Here is a 20,250-nt window from a genome sequence, read left to right as displayed (position 1 = left end):
GATTGGCCTTTTTGTTTATATGACAAGTCCTATCGCAATCCCAATCATGATACATCCCATCAGCGTATCCAATATTTGCCAAGCGCGTGGATTTTTAAACAATGGGCTAAGTTTGCTAGCACCATAGGTCAAAGAGAAAAACCAGGTAGCAGAAGCCGCAATCGCACCGATCATAAAAAAGATCTGCTCATGAGGCTCTTGCTCAGCACCAATGGTGCCAAGCAGCAAAAAAGTATCTACATAAGTGTGAGGGTTTAAGAATGTGAAGCCAAGTAATGCAAGCAAAGTTGCCATCTTGGTAGATTTACCCGGTGATTCAAGAGATGCAACTAGAATATGGGGATGAAAAACACTCCAGAATGAACGCAGTCCATAGCCTACCAAAAACAATGCGCCTCCCCATTGTAAAATTTGGGTGAGGACCGGGTAGTCGTTGGTTAAGACTTCAATCCCTAAAACACCCATAACAATCAACAAAGAATCGCATAACGAGCAAGTGAAAGCCGTCAGGAATAAATGTTGGCGTTTTAAGCCTTGTTTAAGGACAAAGGCATTTTGTACGCCAATTGCCATGATTAAACTGATACTTGCTAAATAACCGGTCAGTAAACCGCTCAAATCGATGTTCATGAATGAATGACTTATATAGTAACAAACTAACTTTAAAACTCAGTGGCTCAATAAATAAAAGAGATGCTTATCATAATACTGCCAAGACTATTCAGCTATTAGCATTCGGGTTTCTATTAATAATGGAGCCTGGGCCGATGAGAGACTACATTCTATCACCCATAATTGCATAGAACAGTTATTCTATGCAATTTGATATTTGGGTAAATTTTATTTAAATGCGCATCTTTTCTTTATTTGCGGTTGCCCCAACAGCGGATTGTCTACGCTATTGTCTTTGTCAATGTCACCGAGCTTTATGCGCTTGCTATTCACTTGATTCATACGATGGCTGCGCTTGAATGGATTGTTCGTTTCGTTTGCTCTGATGTTAAATTGAGGTGTAAGCCGTGGGAAAATATTGCAACACCATCTAGTGGCCAACACTAAGTTACACTAAATGTAACCTAGTGTTGACTTAATGCATGTATATACATTTATTAAGGCCAAGTATGCCTTTAGCCACCTTGGCAACCACATGATTTTTTAGACTTGTGATGATGTTTGTGAGATTGTTTTTTATGTTTTTTATGATGGTGTTTATGATGATGTTTGTGATGGTGCTTATGATACGCTTTGTGACGAACATTTTCCTGCTTTGCTTTACAGCATCCTCCATCGCGCGTGGGTTCACCTTCATAGGAGTAATCTGCAAAAGAGGCAGCTAATTGGAGCTGGGTATTTTGTGGCACACTCTCATTGGCATGAGATAAGGGTATAAATGATGATAAGCTTAAAATGGCACTTACACTCATTATTTGGATGTATTTTTTCACAGTTTATTGCTCCCAAACAGATTAACCAATCCAATCTTAGATTAAACTGGAAAAATTTGTGAAACAGAGTTCCGTAAGAAATATATTCACATGGATTGCTTCGCTTCAGCCGTGTAATTTTGGTGTTTTTTCAACCTATTACAGCGGCTTCTGCTCGCAATGACGATACTATCTAGTAATATTTCGTGGGGATACCCCAGCAGGTATACCTGCCCCCTTTTCCTTCACATTCTCATTTTTTCTTTTTTTCCATATTCCATATTTTCCAGCCACGATATCGATTGCTCCCTAACGTTTTTAAAGCCTTCTTGTGCTTTGTAAAGTCCTTTAAACGTATTATACAAAGGTTGTTTTTGATTTTTATCATTAACTAACCAAAAGCCAGCTTGTTGATTTTTTTCAATTTCATTATTGTACATTTGCCAATAGAGTATATAAGGAACACCACTCTTTAAAAATTTGACTGCAATCTTACGGTTAACTTCTTCGTGCTTTATAGGATCAAAGTTAACATCTCTTGCAGGCGCGCCAAATTCACCGACAAATACTCGGGGACCGTTAATCCCAGGTTTGGGGAGTAATTTTTCCTCAATATATTTTATCGACTTATTAATGGTGTTTTGGGATTCATATTGCACGTCATAGCTAGAATATGACACACAATCTACATTGGTCTTTGGTATTACAGAATTTACCAGTCTATTCATCCCTTTATCCATGGCGTCTCTGACACGGTTTACTTCTGTGTAGTGATAAACTTTCGATAAGCTCTTAGAACCAAAATCTCTACGAGCATCATCTACCGCCTTTTGTCTGACATTTAACCAATCAATCATACCTTGAATTCTTTCAGGGCTTGGATTTTTACTTGCATCATAATCTGGCAATAGGTACCAATCCCCTTCCCAATGACCTATATAGAAAGTCTTTTCGTCTTTCGCATTCTTGAGAAGTAATTCTTTTACAAAGTTATAAGTTGCATCATATTCTGCTTTCTTATCATTCTCAGATAAATTGACTTTATTGCTATCGGAACGCCACCACATGAAGTAAGTAGAAAAAGGCATCTCTTGTAATTTTTCTAGCTGCTTTTTATCATCCACAGAAAATTTGACTATCTTAGAGCCCATCTCTAACATTAGTTTTGCTTGTTCAATAACGGGATCATCGTTAGTAAAATGATACTTAGCACCAATAGCTTGAGTGCCTATGATTTGTTGATTTGAAACCGTTTGTGGTGATGGTGTTTTACTACCTATAGAGGATGGTAAATAGTTATTTTGCATGAGTGGTTGAAATGCATGGCTATTTTTGAGTGCTTTAAACACAGAAGCAATATTTTCCAAATCTCCACTACCTGGTCGTGTTAATGTATGTAGATTATTTACAAGCTCATTTAACGTGTCTTTCGACATACCATTAGGGATCTTCTTTAATTCAATTTTACCATCGTTATCGATTGAAAGCGTTCCTTCGCCTAATACTTTTGAAAACATGGTATATAAGGTCATACCTAAACCATATCTATCCGTTTCTTTATTCACTGGAACTATCATAGGATCGCCGCCAGAGGTATTTTTAGGGCGTGCCTTGTCATAGGCTCGTTGTGGCAAAAAGTTTGGTTTTCCCCAAATTTCTAACTCTTGAGTCTCTGGTTCCATATATTTGCATTTTTCAAAGTCAACGAAATGGAGCATTTTGCTTTGAGGACAAATCATGACATTGCCGGCATGTAAATCAGCATGAATAAAATTAGCTTTATGCAATTTTAATAATTTCTCAGTGGCTAGTTGTGCATAGCGCAATGCATCACTGAAATCACCGATTTCATTTGCTTTGGCTTTTTCTAAATCAACACCATCAATATAAGGCATATAAACATGCAATTCATTTGCATTAACTTTATACGTTCCTCGATTCATATCGAGAATATTTAAAACTGTTTGTTCAATTTCGATCTGTTTAGTATCATCGACATGATAGCTTTCTTTAGCACGAGATTTGTCATACTTTTTAACGGCTAAGAATTCACCAGTTGTCAGATTTTGAGCTAAGAAAATGGATGCATTTTGGCCTTCCCCTAGAGGGCATCTTTTTGCATGTGCCATCGTACCCATATTCGTTTTATAAGTATTATCAGCATTGATTATTTTCGAATGTTCTAATGTGTAACCTTTAGATTTCGCTAATTCTTCAGCACGGGCATTTGTCTTTGGGCTTGTAATCATGGTTATTTCCTAACGGTACAAATTATAGAATTGCCGTTAGTGTCTATTTTTTTGCCCCTTAAAGTCTAACCAATCCTTACGCTTGTAGGAATTTTCCTGACATGCGGTATAAGTTCGAACAGAATGGATTCATGCTAAGCGAATTGTTCGAATGATATAAGTATACCGATGGCCGAACTTTAGCCTGAAAGCATTTCAACAATACTATTTTAATACCTGCCCCTGCCCCTTTTCCTTTTAAAGCTTTATTTTAGGCAGGCTCGTATCAACACCGATTCTAGTACTCGTGCTTTTTGGCAACAGCAACGCTCCCCAATCTTTTTGTGTTTCAAGCTTGAATTGAGGTGTTATTGGTTTGGGTGCTTTTGTAGTTGCTTTAGATAGTTTATCGCAAAGCTTGTGCATTGAATCTTTAAAATCTTTGATTTCTTGATAGAGTTCATCTAGCTGGGCTTCTTCCAAAACGTCTTTTGAAAAACGCTTTTCTAGTCTTTTGACATCTTCGGCATAATCTTCTAATTCAAGCAAATGAAAATTATCACCATCAAAAGGTTGCTTTGCTTGAATTTTCTTTTTAGTAGCTTCTAAAAAAGACCGCAGCTCTTTTACTTTCTTTTTAAATACCGCTTTATCGGTAAAATACGTTTTGGGTTGTGTTGGGGTAGTGAATGCCTGATAGAGTGATTTTGCCCAATATAACAGTACTGCCCCAAGTGCGATATTGCCACCTAGGTTTTCAAAAGGTCGCTCTCGGAGCTTGGGAGTCAACACAACGGTGGATTTCTCGCCTGGGCAAACAACAGAAGGTTTACCATAATAATCTACAGGACGACATTGATTAAAATGATAATTATCCCCTGCCATATCAGGATGTTCCCCATTAGGAAACACAAAGGATTGAAAACTATCGCCTTGGCAAAATAAAAAAGGAGGTTCTGCGTCATCGAGCTGTGGTGTACAAAATGCATATAATCGACTTTGTTCTTTTTGATCTTGATCAAAAGCCTGAACAGTCATCTGATTTTGTTTGCTTTCAATCCTGGTAGATATACGCACTAAAGAGGATAATGCTTCTTCTGTTGGTTTATCATGAGATGAAATTAATTTCCCAGCAATATTATATTGTGGTGGAGACATTCGTTGCCAAGCACCTGTATAGGGTATCGATGTTCCATCGGTTGATGAGGTATAATCCATTGAAAATGTTGGTGTAGCTGGTATAGCGTGTTCAACATAACTTCTTTGATGTTGGGCTGTTTTTATCAGTTTCTGATGTGATTGGTCGGCCATTTGAATATAGTCAGTTTCAAGCAATTGAATCAAATCGTCTAAAATGCTTTTTGGATATTCTCCTTGAGCGGCAAGACTTGATGCAGCAACTTTAGCTTTGATCGTGGTTAATTCATTTTTTAGGGTATGATAAGGTTTGCTCACCACCGCATCGCGTGCTAATGCGAGAATACGTTTTACAGTATCATGTATGTTTCCCTGAGGAATATTAGACTTTAACTTAATAATAAGTTTTTTGTTGCTTTGGATAACTCCCATAGAATGGTGCTCAAGGCTAAAATAAACATCGGGGGCGATGATATTGCCATGTTGTTCAACCGCAACATTTACCCCAACAACAGCGTTTGGTTTAGGCGTGACAATCAATTCTTGATCGCGAGTAGGATTTTGGATCTGTTGAATATATTGGTGTACTTTTTTGAATTCAGCAACATTATTAATAATAAGTCGTTCACTACTTAAACGAGGATCTAGTTTTTGTATTGCATTATCAGCACCAATTCCAATCGTAAATATTTTAGGCGGATTGATTTCCCTTTCTTTGAATTTTGTTTGAATAGCCAAAATGTTATCGATTTTATCAGAATAGTTTCTTGAAGACTCTTGCCCATCTGTTACTAAAAGAATAGCGGTGTTGTCCCCTATTGCTGCATCTTTCAATAAGTTATCAAATTCAGCTTTTAAGGCTTGATATAGATAGGTTTGGCCGTTGGGTTTTAAGCTTTTCACAAAGTTTGTAATTGCTGGTAAATCATGGGCTAAAAATGCTTGTCTAGGACCAATGGTATCATCAAAAAATAAAATATTGACTCGCGTATTGGGTTCCAGCTTTTCAATGAACCCCAACACTTTGGTGGTGAGCTCCTCAAAACACCCTTTCATGCTACCGCTGCGATCAATGATGATAGAGACTTTGGTTTGTCGACGCACATGAGTTGTTGTATCTAAGTATAGGGGCGTTGCAACGGGTCCCTGATCTGTTTGAAAAATACGCCATAACATATCACTATGGAGTTCTTGACGAAGATAATCTAATAATTGCGCTTTATGTATGACAATCTGATTGGTTTTAAGCGCAGTATTGATAAGGGGCGCACTCACGACTTTGCTTTTACTCGCAAGTTCAGGAACAAAGAGATCTTGCCATAGTTGACGAAAATTAAAAAAAACGCTTACTTTATTATCTGCACTTTTCTGCAAACCAAAATTTTGTTTTACAATGTCGGTATAGTCTATGTCATCTTGAGTTTTTGCAAGATCAAGGCGAGAAATGGGAGATTTATCTTTCCATTTTTCTCTTAAAGCTTCTTTAGAAATTGGTTTTAAGTCTGCAATCAGTGCATTGATAGCATCAGTCCATACAGAAATGGTTCTTTGACTGTAAGTTGCTTTGGAATAAAGTACTCCATCTTTAACTTGGGCACCTCTTTTTATATTAAAAAGTTCGTCTGGATTAATGGTGAGATCGGTAAAACGCTCATCGCCTAACAGTGCTTTAAAGGTCGACATGGCTTCTGGAACCGTTTCTACCAGTGGAGCTGCCTCAACGGTATAAGGTAGTACGCTACTGAGATCATTAAAAGCTTTTTCTAGTTGACTGTTAATTAACGTTAAATTTTCAGGAGAGGCTTCAATTGCAATATGATTGTCTGAAGCCTCAAGCCTATATTCAACATTAAGTTCGCCAAGTAACGTATCAAGTAGGGAATACCAATTAATATCCTTCATTTGCAGCATCTTTATCTCCCGACAATACAACTGGTAAATAAAATGATGAAAATTTTATCATGAGCTGATGCTTGCACAATAGGATAAATGCTGACTTGGTTAATTAGAACGCTGCTTGTCGCAGCATCGATTGATGAAATATGGATCCCGCAGCCAAGCCGCGGGAAGTAGAAAAGACGATGTGCCACAGACCAAAATGCTACAGCCTGTAATAGGCTACATCAAAATACAAGGAAAAAAACTTCTCTGCGGTATCACAGAATCTGCAACAAACGGCTTGTTTAGCGGAAAATTCACTTCTGATAATTTAAAAATTGCTCTAACGATATTAAGAGATAATTTATTTTCGTATAGCTTCCCTTTTAAATGCACTCGGTTTTCTGGAAGTGCATCGTCTATCATTTGCCGAACAATATGTTTCGTTGTGGGTAAACTAAAAATGTCACATTGTCGTTTAACAAGATTTAAAAAAGCATCATCAGGTAAATCATTAAATGCTTGATTAGCTAAAATATCCTGCAAAATAGACAAAATCACTGCTGGTTGCGCTATAATAATTTCAGTTAGCTCATCCTCATCTAGCAACTCTCTTAATTCTTCATCAGATAAAATTAAATGGGCAACATCTGCATGAGCGACGCCTAATGCTTGCAGTTGACTAGACTCTAATGCATCGATTAATTCATCCGTTTTCATCAGTTTTAATGCAATCGCTTGATGTTTTTCCGCAATTAAAACGATATCTAAGTCCACTTTACCTTGTAAATAACGCTCAAATACCAAATATGCAATTTCAATGTCAGCAATTGCTAAGGTGCAAAGCTGTTCGCCAGATAGTTTTTTGCACAGTGCATTATCGGCAACGATTTCTCTTGCAATCATTATATTATTGTTAGCGATTTCTCTAATTTGTTCATCCGTAGCAGTACTTCGTAATGAATCACTTTGCCAAATACCAAGGGCAATGGCTTCATGGATACTTAATTCAAATAGTTCATCCATGCTTAATTCTTTGATTAATGCTTCATTTTCCCAAATCTGATTGGCAATTTTTTCGTGAGCGATACCTAGGAGAGCAAGAGACTTTTTGCGTAACGCAGGTTTTTCTTTTACAATGGCCTCAGCGATACAGAGGTGTCTTTCACCTAATGCCATTTGCTGTTCATCCGTTAATTGACTCAGCAATTGCTTGTTGTTCCAAACACTTCGTGCAATTCGTTCATGAGATAAACCTAATGAGACCAGGTCGTCAACTTCTAATGTTTCTTGGAAGTAAATATTAGACCAGATTTCTATGTCAATTTCCGGATGAGAATGCATAACGGTACGTAATAATGCACGTTTTTCATCCTTTCCTTCAATAGAACGGACTGTTGCTAACTGTTTTCTCGCAATTTCAATATGCGCTGTTATGAGAGAACTTTGTTGCGCAGCACTAAGGTCAGCGAATAGATCATGAGCAATTTCAGCATGGGCAAGACTAATAGTCATTAAATGTTCATTGCCAAGGCGTTCCTTTAAACTGTGACTTTCCCAAATAGCTCTAGCCGCATCTAAATGAGCAGCTCCGATGATGGCTAACGATTTTCCATTTAGCGTGGCGTTTAAAACAGGATTAGCTAAGACGTATGTTGCAATTTTTGAATGGGCAACACATAATTTTCGTAAAGCTGAGGAAGCGTTGGTTAACGTAAGCATTAAGTGTGGATCGGCCAAAATACGTTTAGTTATTTCAAGATGTGCGCTACCGAGTGCTAATAACTCTTGAGTCGTGAGGTTTTGGCGAACAATATCGTCTTTAAACAGTTTTTTTGCAAGGTGCAAATGGTGAATTGCAGCATAATACATAAATAAAGAATCACTATAATCCTCACCATAACGATAAATTTCTTCTGCAACTTCTTTATGTTCACACAGTAAAGGCAAATATTTTATAATTTCAGTGACGTTGCTCCCATTGATCTGAGCACTTTTCCAAATGGCATGTGCAAATTCTTTATGGCGAAAAGCAACCTTAAATATCTCGGATATTCGCAAATGAGAGCGAGTTTTTTTATCTGATAATATAAAAATGGCATTGGTTAAGTTTTGTTGGCAATCCTTAAGCACACTCGTAGCCTTTCTGCCTTTTCGAGCAAATTTCTCACCCGTAACAGCAAGATTAAAAGCTGGATTCCAAGCCTTGCAGACGGTCATTAAAGAGTGTGAGCCTACAAAGCGGGCTTCACCAACATGTTCGAATATATGCCCTAATATTTCGGGCGGAACTCTGACGCCGTTTAAGATAATGTCGGGTGATTCTTCAATGTCTATACCTGGCTTCATTTAACACTCTTGAGATGAGACTTTACAAAAGGAAAGCAGACTAACAAATAGATAATTCAAAGTAAATCATTCATTTGTTTTAAAACAATAGAAATGGGTGGTATACCCTACAAAACAATGTTAGCATACACGCTTTCGTTGTAACAAATCAGGCAACTTACTTTTGATGTATCGTATACTTAAATTATCAATTGCTAAAAATAAAAGACTATTACAAGAAGCCATTTCAAATGCTGAGGAACTAAAAAAAACGGCTATAGATTTTGATTTAGAGTCTAATTTAGGTGATGAGGAAAATTTAGCTTTTTATACCGATCTATGTGATTTCCTTGTTTCCTTAAAATCAGAACCAAGGATACCTCATTTATCCTTTTTTGAAATTTATGATAAATATGCTGCAGAATTTTCCATTATAAAGGATTTATTAGATCGTTTTTCTGTAGCATATTGCGCGAAGCATGTTAACTACTATGACCAATATAGACGAAAAGCATTAGCAAATACATTTCATTTTAGAGTGCAATCGACAAAACCAAAAGAAATTCTGCCAGAGGAAACAGCGGAAGTTAAAAAAATTACCGTTTCATTTAAATAATATCGCTCGAGTCATTGCTCCAATCCCCCTGCTTACGCAGGGGTAAGTTTTAACGACTAATCTGTTAAGCCGCAGTATAAAGTCATCTTTAAGGATAATTGGTTCGGATCTAAACCGTCATCAATTAATGCTTGCAGAAATTGTGAGGCATCAAACGTACCTTGTTCAATTGAAGTAAGATAATTAAGAAAAATATTTAAATGAACAAGTGGTGCTTGCATTTCGAAAATTTCTTGACATTTCCCACCTGAAACCTGTACGAGCGAATCCAAACTTAATTGTTGCATAATGTTACTTCCATATTGCATCGTGTCAAACACATAATGTATCTGATATAAGTGAGATTCAGCAAGAACTAGATGGTATGTTTCGCATGCGGATCCCATTTGGAAATATATTGCGGAGCAGTTTTTGTTAGTAGCAAAAATTGGAGTCCAATATGTTGCTCCCTATTTATCGCAAATGAATCTTCACGATATTGATGCTCATACGGAAATATCATTATTGCGGTCGATGAAAGAACAATATGGCTTCCAAACTAAGTTAATGATAGCGAGTATCCAAAGCATAAGCGATGTCACTCATGCTGCTAATATCGGCGTCAGTGCTGCTACCCTCTCGCCTTCTTGTTTAAAGGAATGGTTATCAGGACATGAATTAACCCAAAAAATTACAGACATCTTTGCAGAGCATTTTTCTTCATTTGCTCAAAACCATGGCTGCGATTTGTTTGCTACTTTGGCCTAATATGCTTATCTTGATACTCCTCAACCATTTTTTTAACCTTACCGCTCGAAGAGGTGTGACTCGAGGGTTGCGAGGAAGAGGCTTGAGAATGGGTAAATTGAGTCGCAATCGGTGACGGTAGGTTTGATATGGTAGGTTCTTCAATTGGGTGTGCTTCTTGGGTTGAGGTGCTTGCTAATTGATTAAGTCTCTTTAGTAAGGATTTTGCATCCTTTTCGTCTTGTTTCATCTTGCTCTTTAATAAATTTTCAACATCTAATGAGGTATTAACCTGCAATGCTGACGTTTTAAATGCTCGAATAAATCGGGTGTCTGCTAACTGCTCGTCATAAGAAGGTTGAAACCTTTTAACATAAGCTTCATGACAGGCACCTGTCATTTTATAGACAAGAGCTTGGGTTACTTTATTAATAAGTGCATTATCGACACCTTCGGTCCCAACTCTTTTTTGCCAAAATTGAATCCACGCTGGATTACTATCAATATCTTTAACAATCGAATCAATAATGCCGTCAACCTTGGTAATATCTTTGGTTTTTAACATATCAGCAAAATTTTCAAGCATCTCTTCAGAAACGAAATTATATTTTTTAGCATTATTCGTGCTAAATTCCTTGTTAGCTTTTTCCATAATATTTTTGCTTTCATCTTTTTGTACAAAGCAAGAAAGGTTATAAAATAATCTACCTGATATCATGTTGGGTTGGCTGTCATCTTGATAACCATTTAATGCCGCAGCAAGAAGTGGATAGACGGCTGCCTGGTTATGGGATTTTTTCTGGAAAAATTTCTCTATTTCTACGATATGTTGTATGGCACTTTTGACGGCTTGTGATGCGGGAACTAAATCGTAACTTTTTCGTCCCATTTGATGAATTTCTTGTAATCGGCGTTTTTTATCTTCACTACTACCCGTTATCATGTTATGTACACCTACTTCAAATTCAACGATTCAATACTACATATGTAGTCTAAATTACATTGTTGAAGTAATCAGGTGATTGCAAAGCCCTCACCAACAGCTATCCTGAAAAAGTAGATAGTATTAATGAGGGCTTTGTATTAATGAAGTCGTGCAGCTTTTTTAGATTCAATTTTTGAAGCTTCTAAGGCATGTCGTTCACGCCAATATGAACCCTCTTCATTTTTGGGTTCGATTTTCACATCAACCAAATCAATCAAAGCTTTTTTATTAGATGCATTTCTTTTTTGATACCAATAATAACCGCCTGCTAGTGCAGCAGTGGCAGTTACAGCACCTGCAATAGCAGCTGTTGTGGCCAAGAAATAGGGATTAAATTCACTGCCAACTTCTTTATAGCCAGCAAATTCAGAATATTCTTGAAATTGTTGCTTGGCTGTACAACGATTCCCTGTTTCCTTAATGACTTCTTCACAAACCAATCCAAACCAACTACAGTTTTTAATGGTTTCTAAAATGGGCTTACAAACAGTTGTAACAGATGGAATTTGAACAGTCTTATAAATAGGTTCTAGTATAGGAGTAAAAGCAATACTCTTTACAAAATCATAAATTGAATTAAGCATAAAATCATCCTCTCATAAAAAAAATTAATTTTAAAGAGGATGAAAATGAAACTCAAATGAGTTTGTTCTATAGACGACCAAATAGATTTAGATCAAGATGAGTGTCAGTTATTAGAACAAAATAGCTTTATTTAATGTGGATTATTAAATATTATCCAGCTTGAGTTTCGAATAAAAACCAAATGCGACGCTCTGTTTCATCAATGAATACTTCTAAAATACTGGTTGTTGCAACATCATGATGATCGCTGCAAATTTTATGTGTTTGGCGCATATGAGATAATAATGATTTATTATCATTCATTAAGCGTCTAATCATCTCTTTTGCTTCGACAAAGGTATCATCATCATCGTTTATACTGGTTAATTGGTTTATATGCCCAATTGAACGAATGGTAGTACCCCCTAACTTGCGGACACGCTCAGCCAATACATCCGTCATTGCAAAAATTTGCTCTGCGTGTTCATCAAACAGTAAATGGTAATCACGGTAATGACTACCTGATACATGCCAATGGAAATTTTTAGTTTTAACATATAATGCAAAAATATCAGCAATTAAAGGATTCAAACTTTTGGAAATGGCCGTACGTGACTTTTCCCCCAAATCGGTGGGTGTCGCTAAGGCATTACTCTTTTCACTGCGCTTTGCACTTTTAATATGTTTTACATTTCGCATGCTAATGACCCCTTTTATTCTCAATCTGTTTGATAGTCATAGACCTTATTTATAAGCCATTCAAGAAAATCTCTATTTATCTATATTTATATTCAGTTATCATTCAATTTTGTGGTGATGATTATTTTTGACGTCAACGTACGATGCACAGGACATTTATTAGCAATTTCAAGTAATTTTTCACGCTGTTCTTGTGAAAGATTACCCGTTAAGGTAATACTTCGTTCAATATGGTCGATTTTAGCTGTGCTATTCTCACACTCAGCACAATCGGTTGCATACTTTTTTTCGTGTTGTAGTTTGACTGAGACTTTTTCTAGTGGGATTTTCTTAAGATCGGCAAACATTCGTAAAGTCATTGAGGTACAAGTACCCAAGGCGGCAAGTAAATAATCATAGGGAGAGGGGCCTAAATCATTTCCCCCAACTGCAACAGGTTCATCACCTACCAGTAAGTGTTGCCCAATAATGATATCCTGAGCATATTTTCCTTTTTCAGAACTACTCACCGTTATTGTTGCATTATCTGTTTTATTATCCATCTTCAACCCAGAATCAAAGCTTATGTTATATTCATAATAGCATTATGAACGATGGAAAACTGACATGAGCGATCTCTACCTCAAATGCCAACTCTCTGATTCAAAAGATTGTCCGCCATTGCCTCATCAACCCATTGAGCAATTATTGCCAACACGTAATGCAACGCTCGGTGACAATTTAATGATAAGACGTGCCTTGCCTCACAGACAAAGGCGAATGATTGGCGCTTGGTGCTTTATCGACCATTTTGGCCCTTTAAATTTAAATCAGAGTAAAGGAATGAATGTAGGGCCTCATCCTCATATTGGATTGCAAACCGTGACTTGGTTAATTGAAGGAAAAATTACTCATCGAGACAGCCTAGGCAGTGAGCAAATCATTAATCCGGGTCAATTAAATTTAATGACGGCAGGTAACGGTATTGTTCATTCAGAAGAATCGATTATCGATACTCATAAAACCTTGCATGGTGCTCAGCTATGGTTAGCCTTACCAGATATGGTGAGACAAATGGACCCAGGTTTTGCCCATTATGAATTTCTTCCTGTTATGGAACATGATGGAATAACTATTACCGTATTAGCAGGCGAGTTGTTTGGCAAAGTAGCACCAACCAACACTTATTCCCCTACCATGGCACTTGATATCCGCACAGTTGCCGCAGCAAAGACCATCTTACCACTTAACCCCGATTTTGAATATGGCGTTTTAGTGTTAAAAGAAAGCGCCATTATTGAAAATTCGATCATTGATATTAATAATCTTTTATATCTAGGATATGGCAGAGATAAGTTATCTATCAATTTGCCGCAAAATGCGCATTTGCTCATTCTGGGGGGAGAGCCCTTTAAAGAGGAAGTATTGATTTGGTGGAATTTTGTTGCTCGAACGGAAGCTGAAATCAAAGAAGCAGCAGAAAATTGGCAGACATTTAAGTATTTTGGAGAAATTCCAGGTAATTTAATTCCCAGAATGAATGCCCCAGATTTGCCTGCTGCCCATTTCAAATAAGATAAGGCAATCTCTCTTTATCTTTTCTTAGGACTGGTCGGCTTTGCATTTTGCTCCTCTATTTTACGTTCATATTCTTGTGCCATTTGTTTTACACGTCCGATTCTCGTTGGCTTAGTTTCTGGCACGCTAGGTGATTGTGAACGGATAGATGGTTGTGAACTGCTAGTTAACGATGTGGTCCTAGCGGGTAGTGCTAAATAGGCTGGCGCTCGACGTTGCCTTGGTCCCTCTTCATTTTGTGGCTGTATCGCTGGTTCAATAGATGGCACATCAGGTGTTGCAAAACTTGGGACCGACGTTGTTGTTCGTTTTGCTTCTGTAATAGGCGCTAATGGTGTCACTGTTTTCGCAGCTTCATTAAGGGCATTAACAAAATTCCTTGCCGTTCGTTGAGCTTCTACAGGAACATCATTTTTAGCCAGATAGCTTTGATAGCAATCTCCCATCATCTTGTAGACTAAAGACTGAAGTACTTTGGTTTGTAACTCAACATCAACACCTTCTAGTCCTATTCTTTCTTGCCAGAAATGAATCCAAGCAGGGTTATTCTCGATATCATGAACCACCGAGTTAAGTATTTCATCTATTTGTGATGGATCTCTGTTTTTGATCAAAGCATCCATTTTTTTTACGATGCTTTCAGAAACAAAGTTGTACTTTTTTTCGCCATTTGGTTTTTTTTCTCTTGCTGCAACATCTTTTAACTCTCTTTGATCAATACCTTTTTCGAGATCTTGTCTAATGAAACAATTCGTCTCATGAAATAACCTACCTGATATCATCGCTGGTTGACCATCCAGTTGCTTACCTTGCAAATTATGCCAAAGCAAAGGGTAAATCGGGATCTGGCCGTGGGATTTTTCTGAAAAGAAGTTTTCTATTTCTTTCATATAGGCAATAGCACTTTTCACTGCATCACTTGCTGGCAAAAGGTCGCGTCCTTTCCCTTTTGTTTTGCCAATTTCAGCCAGTTTTTTCTTATGTCCACCCATAACTTACCCTTTTATCATGACACTACACAAATTCTTGGAACTTATAGCGCTTAGAGTCTGCTCTAACTTGAAAAAGTTTCATTGCATTTTCAGGAAATAGATGATGTACACTGATGATGAATTAAAAGATAAAATTCAAAAAATAGCCTCCCTTGAAGAACTATTTGAGTTGTTATCATTACCAGAGGCTAGCAGCTTATATATTTCGATTGGCTATCAACGTACAGCTAAGAGACATCTTAACGCGTTTATTGAGGATAAAAGTAAATTATCCGAAGCTGATTTTGTTGATCGATTTATTCCTGAAGAATTTGATATACGTGAGAAATTTTATACCCTGAATCAATCAAGAAAGAATCAAGAGAAATCGCCAGCAAGCTCAAGTATTAAAGAAACCTTCACAATATCCCCAACAGACTCTCTGGAAACCTTGTTGGAACAAATGGATAAATTAAAAGGGCATGGTATCCATGGTGATGATGTAGATTATTATATAGAAATTCTCAAGATTATGATGCGCAATCCTGCAACCATGCAAAAAATAATGAATAAAGACATCAACTTGGCATCCAAATTTGGCCCTGAAAAATATGGATTGCACGCGGCAATTTATCATCTGGCTAGCGTTACTGCCAAAAAAAATCAAGACCGCTTAATGCAAGAGATTGCGAATGCTGAATCGATTGAAGATCTAAAGAATATATTTGATAGAAATGGCTTATTGATAGATGCTTTAGGGAATTTAGGCAGTTCAAATGCAGTGATATCTGAACTGTTTAAATTATCACGAATGCCTGAAGATATCTTAGCAATTTATGAAGGAAAATTTCAAAACTGGGAACAGTATCCATCCTTAGCAGGTCCTTTGTTACAAGATACGATCGTTAAATTAGTCATTAGCGATGAGCATAAACGCCGAGAAGCGTTTCAACGCAGTGTTACTGAAGCCGTTACCCTAGATGAACTATTAAAGGCTATTAGCTTATATCCAGGAATCGCCGATCGCTTTAGTCTCATTGAAAATATCGAAATTTTCTCTAAAAATAAGAAAAATGCTAAATATGTTGCCGAAGGCGGCGAAGTTGACTGGGACAAATTTGGCATTATTGAGGATTATGGCATAAAGGACAAATTGATTGGACTCATCCAATCAACGTATCTCGCCCGACCTGTCCAAGATCCAAATGCTAAAATAATGCAGGTTAGTGCTGCGGAATGGCACAAAGCAGAGGAAATATTTGAACAAAATGCTGATTTATCGAAACTGGATAAAAAGAAATTTGGGCTAGATCATTCCTTTATCAAAATTGGTTCAGAAATCTATGCCATGCAAAATGGTCATTATTTGGGTGAAGGAAATTATGGTCTTGTAAAACTTATCATGAATAAGCAAGGTGAGCACTATGCCGTCAAAATTGAAGGCGTAGGAGCGAATGCAGAAAATAAGGCTGAAACGGAGATTATGAAAATAGTTGGGCACTATATTGGTGAGGCTCAACGTGAGTATGGGAAAGATTTTAAAGGTCGCCCTTCTGAACATAAACTTTATACTGTCATGAAACTCTTAGAAGGTGAAGAACTGCATGATCGTCTTTATTTTGGTCAACGGTTAGTCAAAAAAGAATTAGATAAAACAGAGAGTATTGTCATCGCAATTAAAGCTGCAGAGGCTATCGCTTTTTTGCATGAGAACCGCATACTGCACTGCGACATTAAGCCGGAAAATTTTATGATGAATATTGAAGGAGCTCAGATTACCATTAGCTCCTTTGATTTCGGGTTTTCACTCCAATTACCTCCCGGCGAAACATCAATTACAGCCGATCCAAAAGGAACAGAATTCTATTTAGCACCAGAAATTTTAGCTGCAAAATATAGCGATGATAAAGAAGCGAAAGCAAAATTCTCTTTTGCATCCGATGTATATGCATTAGGAACCATGTTTCAACATGACTTAGAATTAGGAATGCCTTTTATAAACCAAATGTTAGCGGATAAAGCTAAAGATAGAATCTCACTTGCCTCAGCAATTCACCATTTGTATATGTCTTTATCTCAACGTGCCGACAAAACTCCCGAGATGGATGCGATGTTAGCAGATTATTTTAGTCAGCAAAGCAGCAAGAGAGCAAAACCTGTTACGCATACGCATCGTCGTCAACAATCTCAGAATGATATAAAGCTTTCGGATGCTCCAACACCTACCAAGCCAACCACTCAAAAGCAAAAAAAGTTTCGTAGCACGTAGCTTGATCGTTTTTAATATTCACTGAGATCTTATTCAGCAATAGTTAAGAAGTGGAAGGTATTCGTCAAGACTTTAAGCAAAAAACAGAAATGGCTGAATAGAACAATGGCAAATATCCTACAAGCTGGATAGAAAGTGAATGAGGTTGAGGCATAAAAAAACCGCGTTATATCAAAGACATAACGCGGTTTTTAAGAGGAATAATTAAGCAGCTTTCGCTTTCTTAACTGTTCTTCTTTTACGAGCCTTTGCTACCTTTTTCGCTGCTGGTTTCTTTTTAGCAGCTACTTTTCTTTTAGCGGTTTTTCTTTTTGCCGCTGGCTTCTTAGCTGCTACTTTCTTTTTAGCAGTTTTTCTTTTAGCTGCTGGCTTCTTAGCTGCTACTTTCTTCTTCGCACCAGCTGCTTTTTTCACCGTGCGTTTTTTTGCTGTTTTGCGTGCTTTAGGAGCAGCAACTTTAGCAGCAACTTTAGCAGCAACTTTACGCTTTTTGGTGGTTTTAGCCTTGGTAGCCTTCTTCGTTGCAGACTTTTTACGAACTGTCATTTAGGTTCTCCTCAGTACTAGGGTAACTATCCAAAATCTAGCACAGAAGTTTAGAAAAATAAAATAAATATACAGACTGGATCCCTTTTCTACTTTAATTTTCACATCCTTTTGCGCGTCGTCCATGTTTTGCTTTCTTGTTTAAATCGAAAAAATTTTCGATTTTGCAAGGACTTAGCGATACTCATGTGCCGCTTATGCTAAGCGTAACATGAGGCAAAAAATTTTTAATTTTTTTTAAATTTTTTTTTGCAAACATCACTTTTTTAGAAAAATGGTGTCTCTTGCTTAAGAAAAATTGAGTATACCCGACTGTTCTTAATAGTAACAAGACGATTTAAAAAACAAAAATTAGAACCTGCATCGCTTTAGCGAAGATGGGTTAAAGTGCATGCAAAACAGAAAGTAATAACCATGGAAATTGGCTATAAAAAGTGTACAGTTTTCATTATTCATCAATTATCGTATTTTTATCGTTTCAAAAACTGAATTGAAAGCATGAAATCATCGCCGCCGAAGTTGGCGAATCAGAAAATAGGCATTTCATTTGTAAGCATTTGACGATCGTCAGCTCTGATACCGTCATGATTTGAGTTGTTTTATTACGTTTTGTATCTTTCCAACTGAATAATGTTTCAGATAAAAACCACGATATATCATAGGTATATCGTGGCTTGTCTTCTTAGAGGACTTCTCTAAACTCGGTAGGCTTGTTTTTGTTGTTGAGTAGGACCGATCTTTGTATTGTTTTCTAAGGTCGATGAGCTTGAGGTATTTGGACTATATGAAGTTGCCCCCCTCATCCTTAAAACCTGTGTTGGCGTCAGATCAACCTCAGCTTGCGATTCTGCCTTCTGAGCAAGGTTGTTAAGCTTAACAAAATAGGTTTGCTTAAATCGAGGTTCCTTGGTCTCAACCGGGATTGTTTCAATATCCGCATGAGAGGTTAATGTTAATTCATTATTCATAATGATTTTGGCTATCGCGATTTTAAACATGGCTTCAGCAAAACCAAATGAAGCTGGGCAAACCCGCGGCCCCGTTGAAAATGGGGTTAATGGAAACTCATTAAGTCGTCGACTGCCCGCTTCATGCCGACTTGGATCAAAGATCTCTGGATGAGACCATTGTTTTGGATCATGCATGACTCGACGCAGTGGGATAAACAGATATGAACGTGCAGGGATGTGGACGCCATTGATAGTACCCGCTTTTGAAGCATATCGTGCCATTGGAGGCGAGGGTGAATAATAGCGTAAGGTTTCAAGATAAACTTGATGTAACAGTGGCAGTTCTTTGAGCTTTTGATAGCCTTCAGGGCTTCCTATATCGAAATTGATGGATTTGATTTCTTCACGTAATCGATTTTGTAATTCTTGATTGGTCGCAATCTGTAACAAAGCTCCGGTGACAACGGTAGTAATATTACCTTCAACAACAAGTCCTGCTAATGCATTCAGATCAGCAAGCCTTTTTTTACCACGTGCTTCTTGAAGATAGGTAAGATAGCTCTCCCCTTTTCTAATATTTTCTTCTTGCTCTGAAATGACACGATCATTCAAGTCCTTAATTTGCTGGCGCAAGTTTTCAAAGTCTTGGTCGCTGACTTTATCTCGATTAAAAACATAATACTCAGCCGTTTTTAATAAAGGGATTAATTCTTCTGGCACTTCATCAAGATTGTACCAAGCTTTTGCAATAATTTGCGTGCATGCATAGCAGATAATATGGTTAAGTGATTTCTCTTCAGCCCAATTGCTGAGCATTCTATCAAAGACATTTGCCGCCGCACTAACGGCCCTTGCTTGCGACAGATTATTTTTTATTCCAAAACGTTCAGCTTTTACTTCTTTGCCATTCATATTAACGATGGCTGGATCACCTAAAAATTCCTTAACAGGGTCAAACAGAGACCGAGCTTTGGCATCAAATTTTCCTGGAAATTTTTCGCTATATTCCCCATAAGAGACTGCTTCTTTTACAAAATTTTCACCCGTAAAAATATGAAAATGGTAAAGAGATAAAAATGGTAGCCCTAAATAAGTTGAAGAATGTCCTTGTTGACTTGCTACAGCACGATCGGCCAACTCAGTGAACATGAATTTTTCCCCGTCACGTATGATTTTACCAGAATCACCCATATAGTAAGTTAATCCTGTGCCAATTTTGCGTAACGGATTTAAAACCGTTTGTATCATTGATGATAATAACTGCTTGGGTCCTGTGAGCATGTTCTCCTCCGTGTGTATATGCACTAATTACCATATTCACTATAGGTCATCTTTTAAAACGATAGCAAATTTAGAATAAAGATCTAATTAT

General features: G+C 37.3%; 17 protein-coding genes. 4 read left to right on the top strand and 13 right to left on the bottom strand.

Annotated elements, in window-relative coordinates:
- Positions 1–15 precede the first annotated feature (15 nt).
- The 5 genes from HT99x_RS07565 to HT99x_RS07545 form a co-directional block, all read right to left on the bottom strand.
- The gene (locus tag HT99x_RS07565) at positions 16–630 is read right to left on the bottom strand and encodes a LysE family transporter (RefSeq protein ID WP_075066654.1); all 615 of its coding nucleotides are present in this window, start codon (positions 628–630) and stop codon (positions 16–18) included.
- Positions 631–1,127: 497 nt separating this feature from the next.
- The gene (locus HT99x_RS07560; protein ID WP_139016610.1) at positions 1,128–1,445 is read right to left on the bottom strand and encodes a hypothetical protein; all 318 of its coding nucleotides are present in this window, start codon (positions 1,443–1,445) and stop codon (positions 1,128–1,130) included.
- Positions 1,446–1,669: 224 nt separating this feature from the next.
- A complete protein-coding gene (locus HT99x_RS07555; RefSeq protein WP_075066652.1) occupies positions 1,670–3,673 on the bottom strand; it encodes a protein kinase domain-containing protein in 2,004 nt (667 codons plus the stop codon).
- Positions 3,674–3,910: 237 nt separating this feature from the next.
- The gene (locus HT99x_RS07550) at positions 3,911–6,700 is read right to left on the bottom strand and encodes a VWA domain-containing protein (protein ID WP_075066651.1); all 2,790 of its coding nucleotides are present in this window, start codon (positions 6,698–6,700) and stop codon (positions 3,911–3,913) included.
- Positions 6,701–6,907: 207 nt separating this feature from the next.
- Positions 6,908–9,016: a hypothetical protein gene (locus tag HT99x_RS07545; RefSeq protein ID WP_075066650.1), complete on the bottom strand. Its 2,109-nt coding sequence runs from the start codon at positions 9,014–9,016 to the stop codon at positions 6,908–6,910.
- A 163-nt stretch (positions 9,017–9,179) separates the two neighbouring features.
- Here HT99x_RS07545 and HT99x_RS07540 point away from each other — a divergent pair, with 163 nt between their 5' ends.
- Complete coding sequence (locus tag HT99x_RS07540) at positions 9,180–9,611, top strand: hypothetical protein (RefSeq protein ID WP_139016609.1); 432 nt, start codon at positions 9,180–9,182, stop codon at positions 9,609–9,611.
- 56 nt (positions 9,612–9,667) lie between these two features.
- Here the strand turns inward: HT99x_RS07540 and HT99x_RS07535 are convergent, their stop codons facing one another.
- Complete coding sequence (locus tag HT99x_RS07535; protein WP_075066648.1) at positions 9,668–9,898, bottom strand: hypothetical protein; 231 nt, start codon at positions 9,896–9,898, stop codon at positions 9,668–9,670.
- Positions 9,899–10,022: 124 nt separating this feature from the next.
- On the opposite strand from HT99x_RS07535, the gene HT99x_RS07530 reads away from it, so the two are divergent.
- The gene (locus tag HT99x_RS07530; protein WP_075066647.1) at positions 10,023–10,358 is read left to right on the top strand and encodes a transaldolase family protein; all 336 of its coding nucleotides are present in this window, start codon (positions 10,023–10,025) and stop codon (positions 10,356–10,358) included.
- Here HT99x_RS07530 and HT99x_RS07525 read toward each other — a convergent pair.
- The 4 genes from HT99x_RS07525 to HT99x_RS07510 form a co-directional block, all read right to left on the bottom strand.
- Positions 10,345–11,280, bottom strand: a complete 936-nt coding sequence (locus HT99x_RS07525; protein ID WP_075066646.1) for a hypothetical protein — start codon at positions 11,278–11,280, stop codon at positions 10,345–10,347. The genes HT99x_RS07530 and HT99x_RS07525 overlap by 14 nt on opposite strands.
- 140 nt (positions 11,281–11,420) lie before the next feature.
- A complete protein-coding gene (locus HT99x_RS07520; RefSeq protein ID WP_075066645.1) occupies positions 11,421–11,906 on the bottom strand; it encodes a hypothetical protein in 486 nt (161 codons plus the stop codon).
- Between the two features lie 151 nt (positions 11,907–12,057).
- Positions 12,058–12,585 carry a ferritin-like domain-containing protein gene (locus HT99x_RS07515; RefSeq protein ID WP_075066644.1) on the bottom strand — a complete coding sequence of 176 codons (528 nt, stop codon included), beginning with the start codon at positions 12,583–12,585 and terminating at the stop codon, positions 12,058–12,060.
- A 92-nt stretch (positions 12,586–12,677) separates the two neighbouring features.
- Complete coding sequence (locus tag HT99x_RS07510) at positions 12,678–13,127, bottom strand: OsmC family protein (protein WP_075066643.1); 450 nt, start codon at positions 13,125–13,127, stop codon at positions 12,678–12,680.
- Positions 13,128–13,191: 64 nt separating this feature from the next.
- Between HT99x_RS07510 and HT99x_RS07505 the strand changes: the two genes are divergently transcribed.
- The gene (locus tag HT99x_RS07505) at positions 13,192–14,139 is read left to right on the top strand and encodes a pirin family protein (RefSeq protein WP_075066642.1); all 948 of its coding nucleotides are present in this window, start codon (positions 13,192–13,194) and stop codon (positions 14,137–14,139) included.
- A gap of 17 nt (positions 14,140–14,156) precedes the next feature.
- Here the strand turns inward: HT99x_RS07505 and HT99x_RS07500 are convergent, their stop codons facing one another.
- On the bottom strand, positions 14,157–15,134 hold the full coding sequence (locus HT99x_RS07500; RefSeq protein WP_075066641.1) for a hypothetical protein: 978 nt from the start codon (positions 15,132–15,134) through the stop codon (positions 14,157–14,159).
- A 100-nt stretch (positions 15,135–15,234) separates the two neighbouring features.
- Between HT99x_RS07500 and HT99x_RS07495 the strand changes: the two genes are divergently transcribed.
- A complete protein-coding gene (locus HT99x_RS07495) occupies positions 15,235–17,382 on the top strand; it encodes a protein kinase domain-containing protein (protein ID WP_083482905.1) in 2,148 nt (715 codons plus the stop codon).
- Positions 17,383–17,586: 204 nt separating this feature from the next.
- Here HT99x_RS07495 and HT99x_RS07490 read toward each other — a convergent pair whose 3' ends face one another.
- Positions 17,587–17,928, bottom strand: coding sequence for a hypothetical protein (locus tag HT99x_RS07490; protein ID WP_075066639.1), 342 nt, complete (start codon positions 17,926–17,928; stop codon positions 17,587–17,589).
- A gap of 695 nt (positions 17,929–18,623) precedes the next feature.
- Positions 18,624–20,159, bottom strand: a complete 1,536-nt coding sequence (locus HT99x_RS07485) for a cytochrome P450 (protein ID WP_075066638.1) — start codon at positions 20,157–20,159, stop codon at positions 18,624–18,626.
- Positions 20,160–20,250 lie beyond the last annotated feature (91 nt).

This window comes from Candidatus Berkiella aquae (genome assembly GCF_001431295.2).
In the GTDB taxonomy this organism is placed as follows: domain Bacteria; phylum Pseudomonadota; class Gammaproteobacteria; order Berkiellales; family Berkiellaceae; genus Berkiella; species Berkiella aquae.
Note: the sequence above shows the minus strand (reverse complement) of the source record. Positions and strands in the feature narration are given on the sequence as shown.

Coding starts and splice junctions, on each gene's coding strand:
- HT99x_RS07490 (WP_075066639.1), bottom strand. CDS start 17,928: ATGACAGTTCGTAAAAAGTCTGCAACGAAGAAGGCTACCAAGGCTAAA.
- HT99x_RS07555 (WP_075066652.1), bottom strand. CDS start 3,673: ATGATTACAAGCCCAAAGACAAATGCCCGTGCTGAAGAATTAGCGAAA.
- HT99x_RS07495 (WP_083482905.1), top strand. CDS start 15,235: ATGATGTACACTGATGATGAATTAAAAGATAAAATTCAAAAAATAGCC.
- HT99x_RS07525 (WP_075066646.1), bottom strand. CDS start 11,280: ATGATAACGGGTAGTAGTGAAGATAAAAAACGCCGATTACAAGAAATT.
- HT99x_RS07485 (WP_075066638.1), bottom strand. CDS start 20,159: ATGCTCACAGGACCCAAGCAGTTATTATCATCAATGATACAAACGGTT.
- HT99x_RS07545 (WP_075066650.1), bottom strand. CDS start 9,016: ATGAAGCCAGGTATAGACATTGAAGAATCACCCGACATTATCTTAAAC.
- HT99x_RS07505 (WP_075066642.1), top strand. CDS start 13,192: ATGAGCGATCTCTACCTCAAATGCCAACTCTCTGATTCAAAAGATTGT.
- HT99x_RS07565 (WP_075066654.1), bottom strand. CDS start 630: ATGAACATCGATTTGAGCGGTTTACTGACCGGTTATTTAGCAAGTATC.
- HT99x_RS07535 (WP_075066648.1), bottom strand. CDS start 9,898: ATGCAACAATTAAGTTTGGATTCGCTCGTACAGGTTTCAGGTGGGAAA.
- HT99x_RS07520 (WP_075066645.1), bottom strand. CDS start 11,906: ATGCTTAATTCAATTTATGATTTTGTAAAGAGTATTGCTTTTACTCCT.
- HT99x_RS07515 (WP_075066644.1), bottom strand. CDS start 12,585: ATGCGAAATGTAAAACATATTAAAAGTGCAAAGCGCAGTGAAAAGAGT.
- HT99x_RS07510 (WP_075066643.1), bottom strand. CDS start 13,127: ATGGATAATAAAACAGATAATGCAACAATAACGGTGAGTAGTTCTGAA.
- HT99x_RS07550 (WP_075066651.1), bottom strand. CDS start 6,700: ATGCTGCAAATGAAGGATATTAATTGGTATTCCCTACTTGATACGTTA.
- HT99x_RS07500 (WP_075066641.1), bottom strand. CDS start 15,134: ATGGGTGGACATAAGAAAAAACTGGCTGAAATTGGCAAAACAAAAGGG.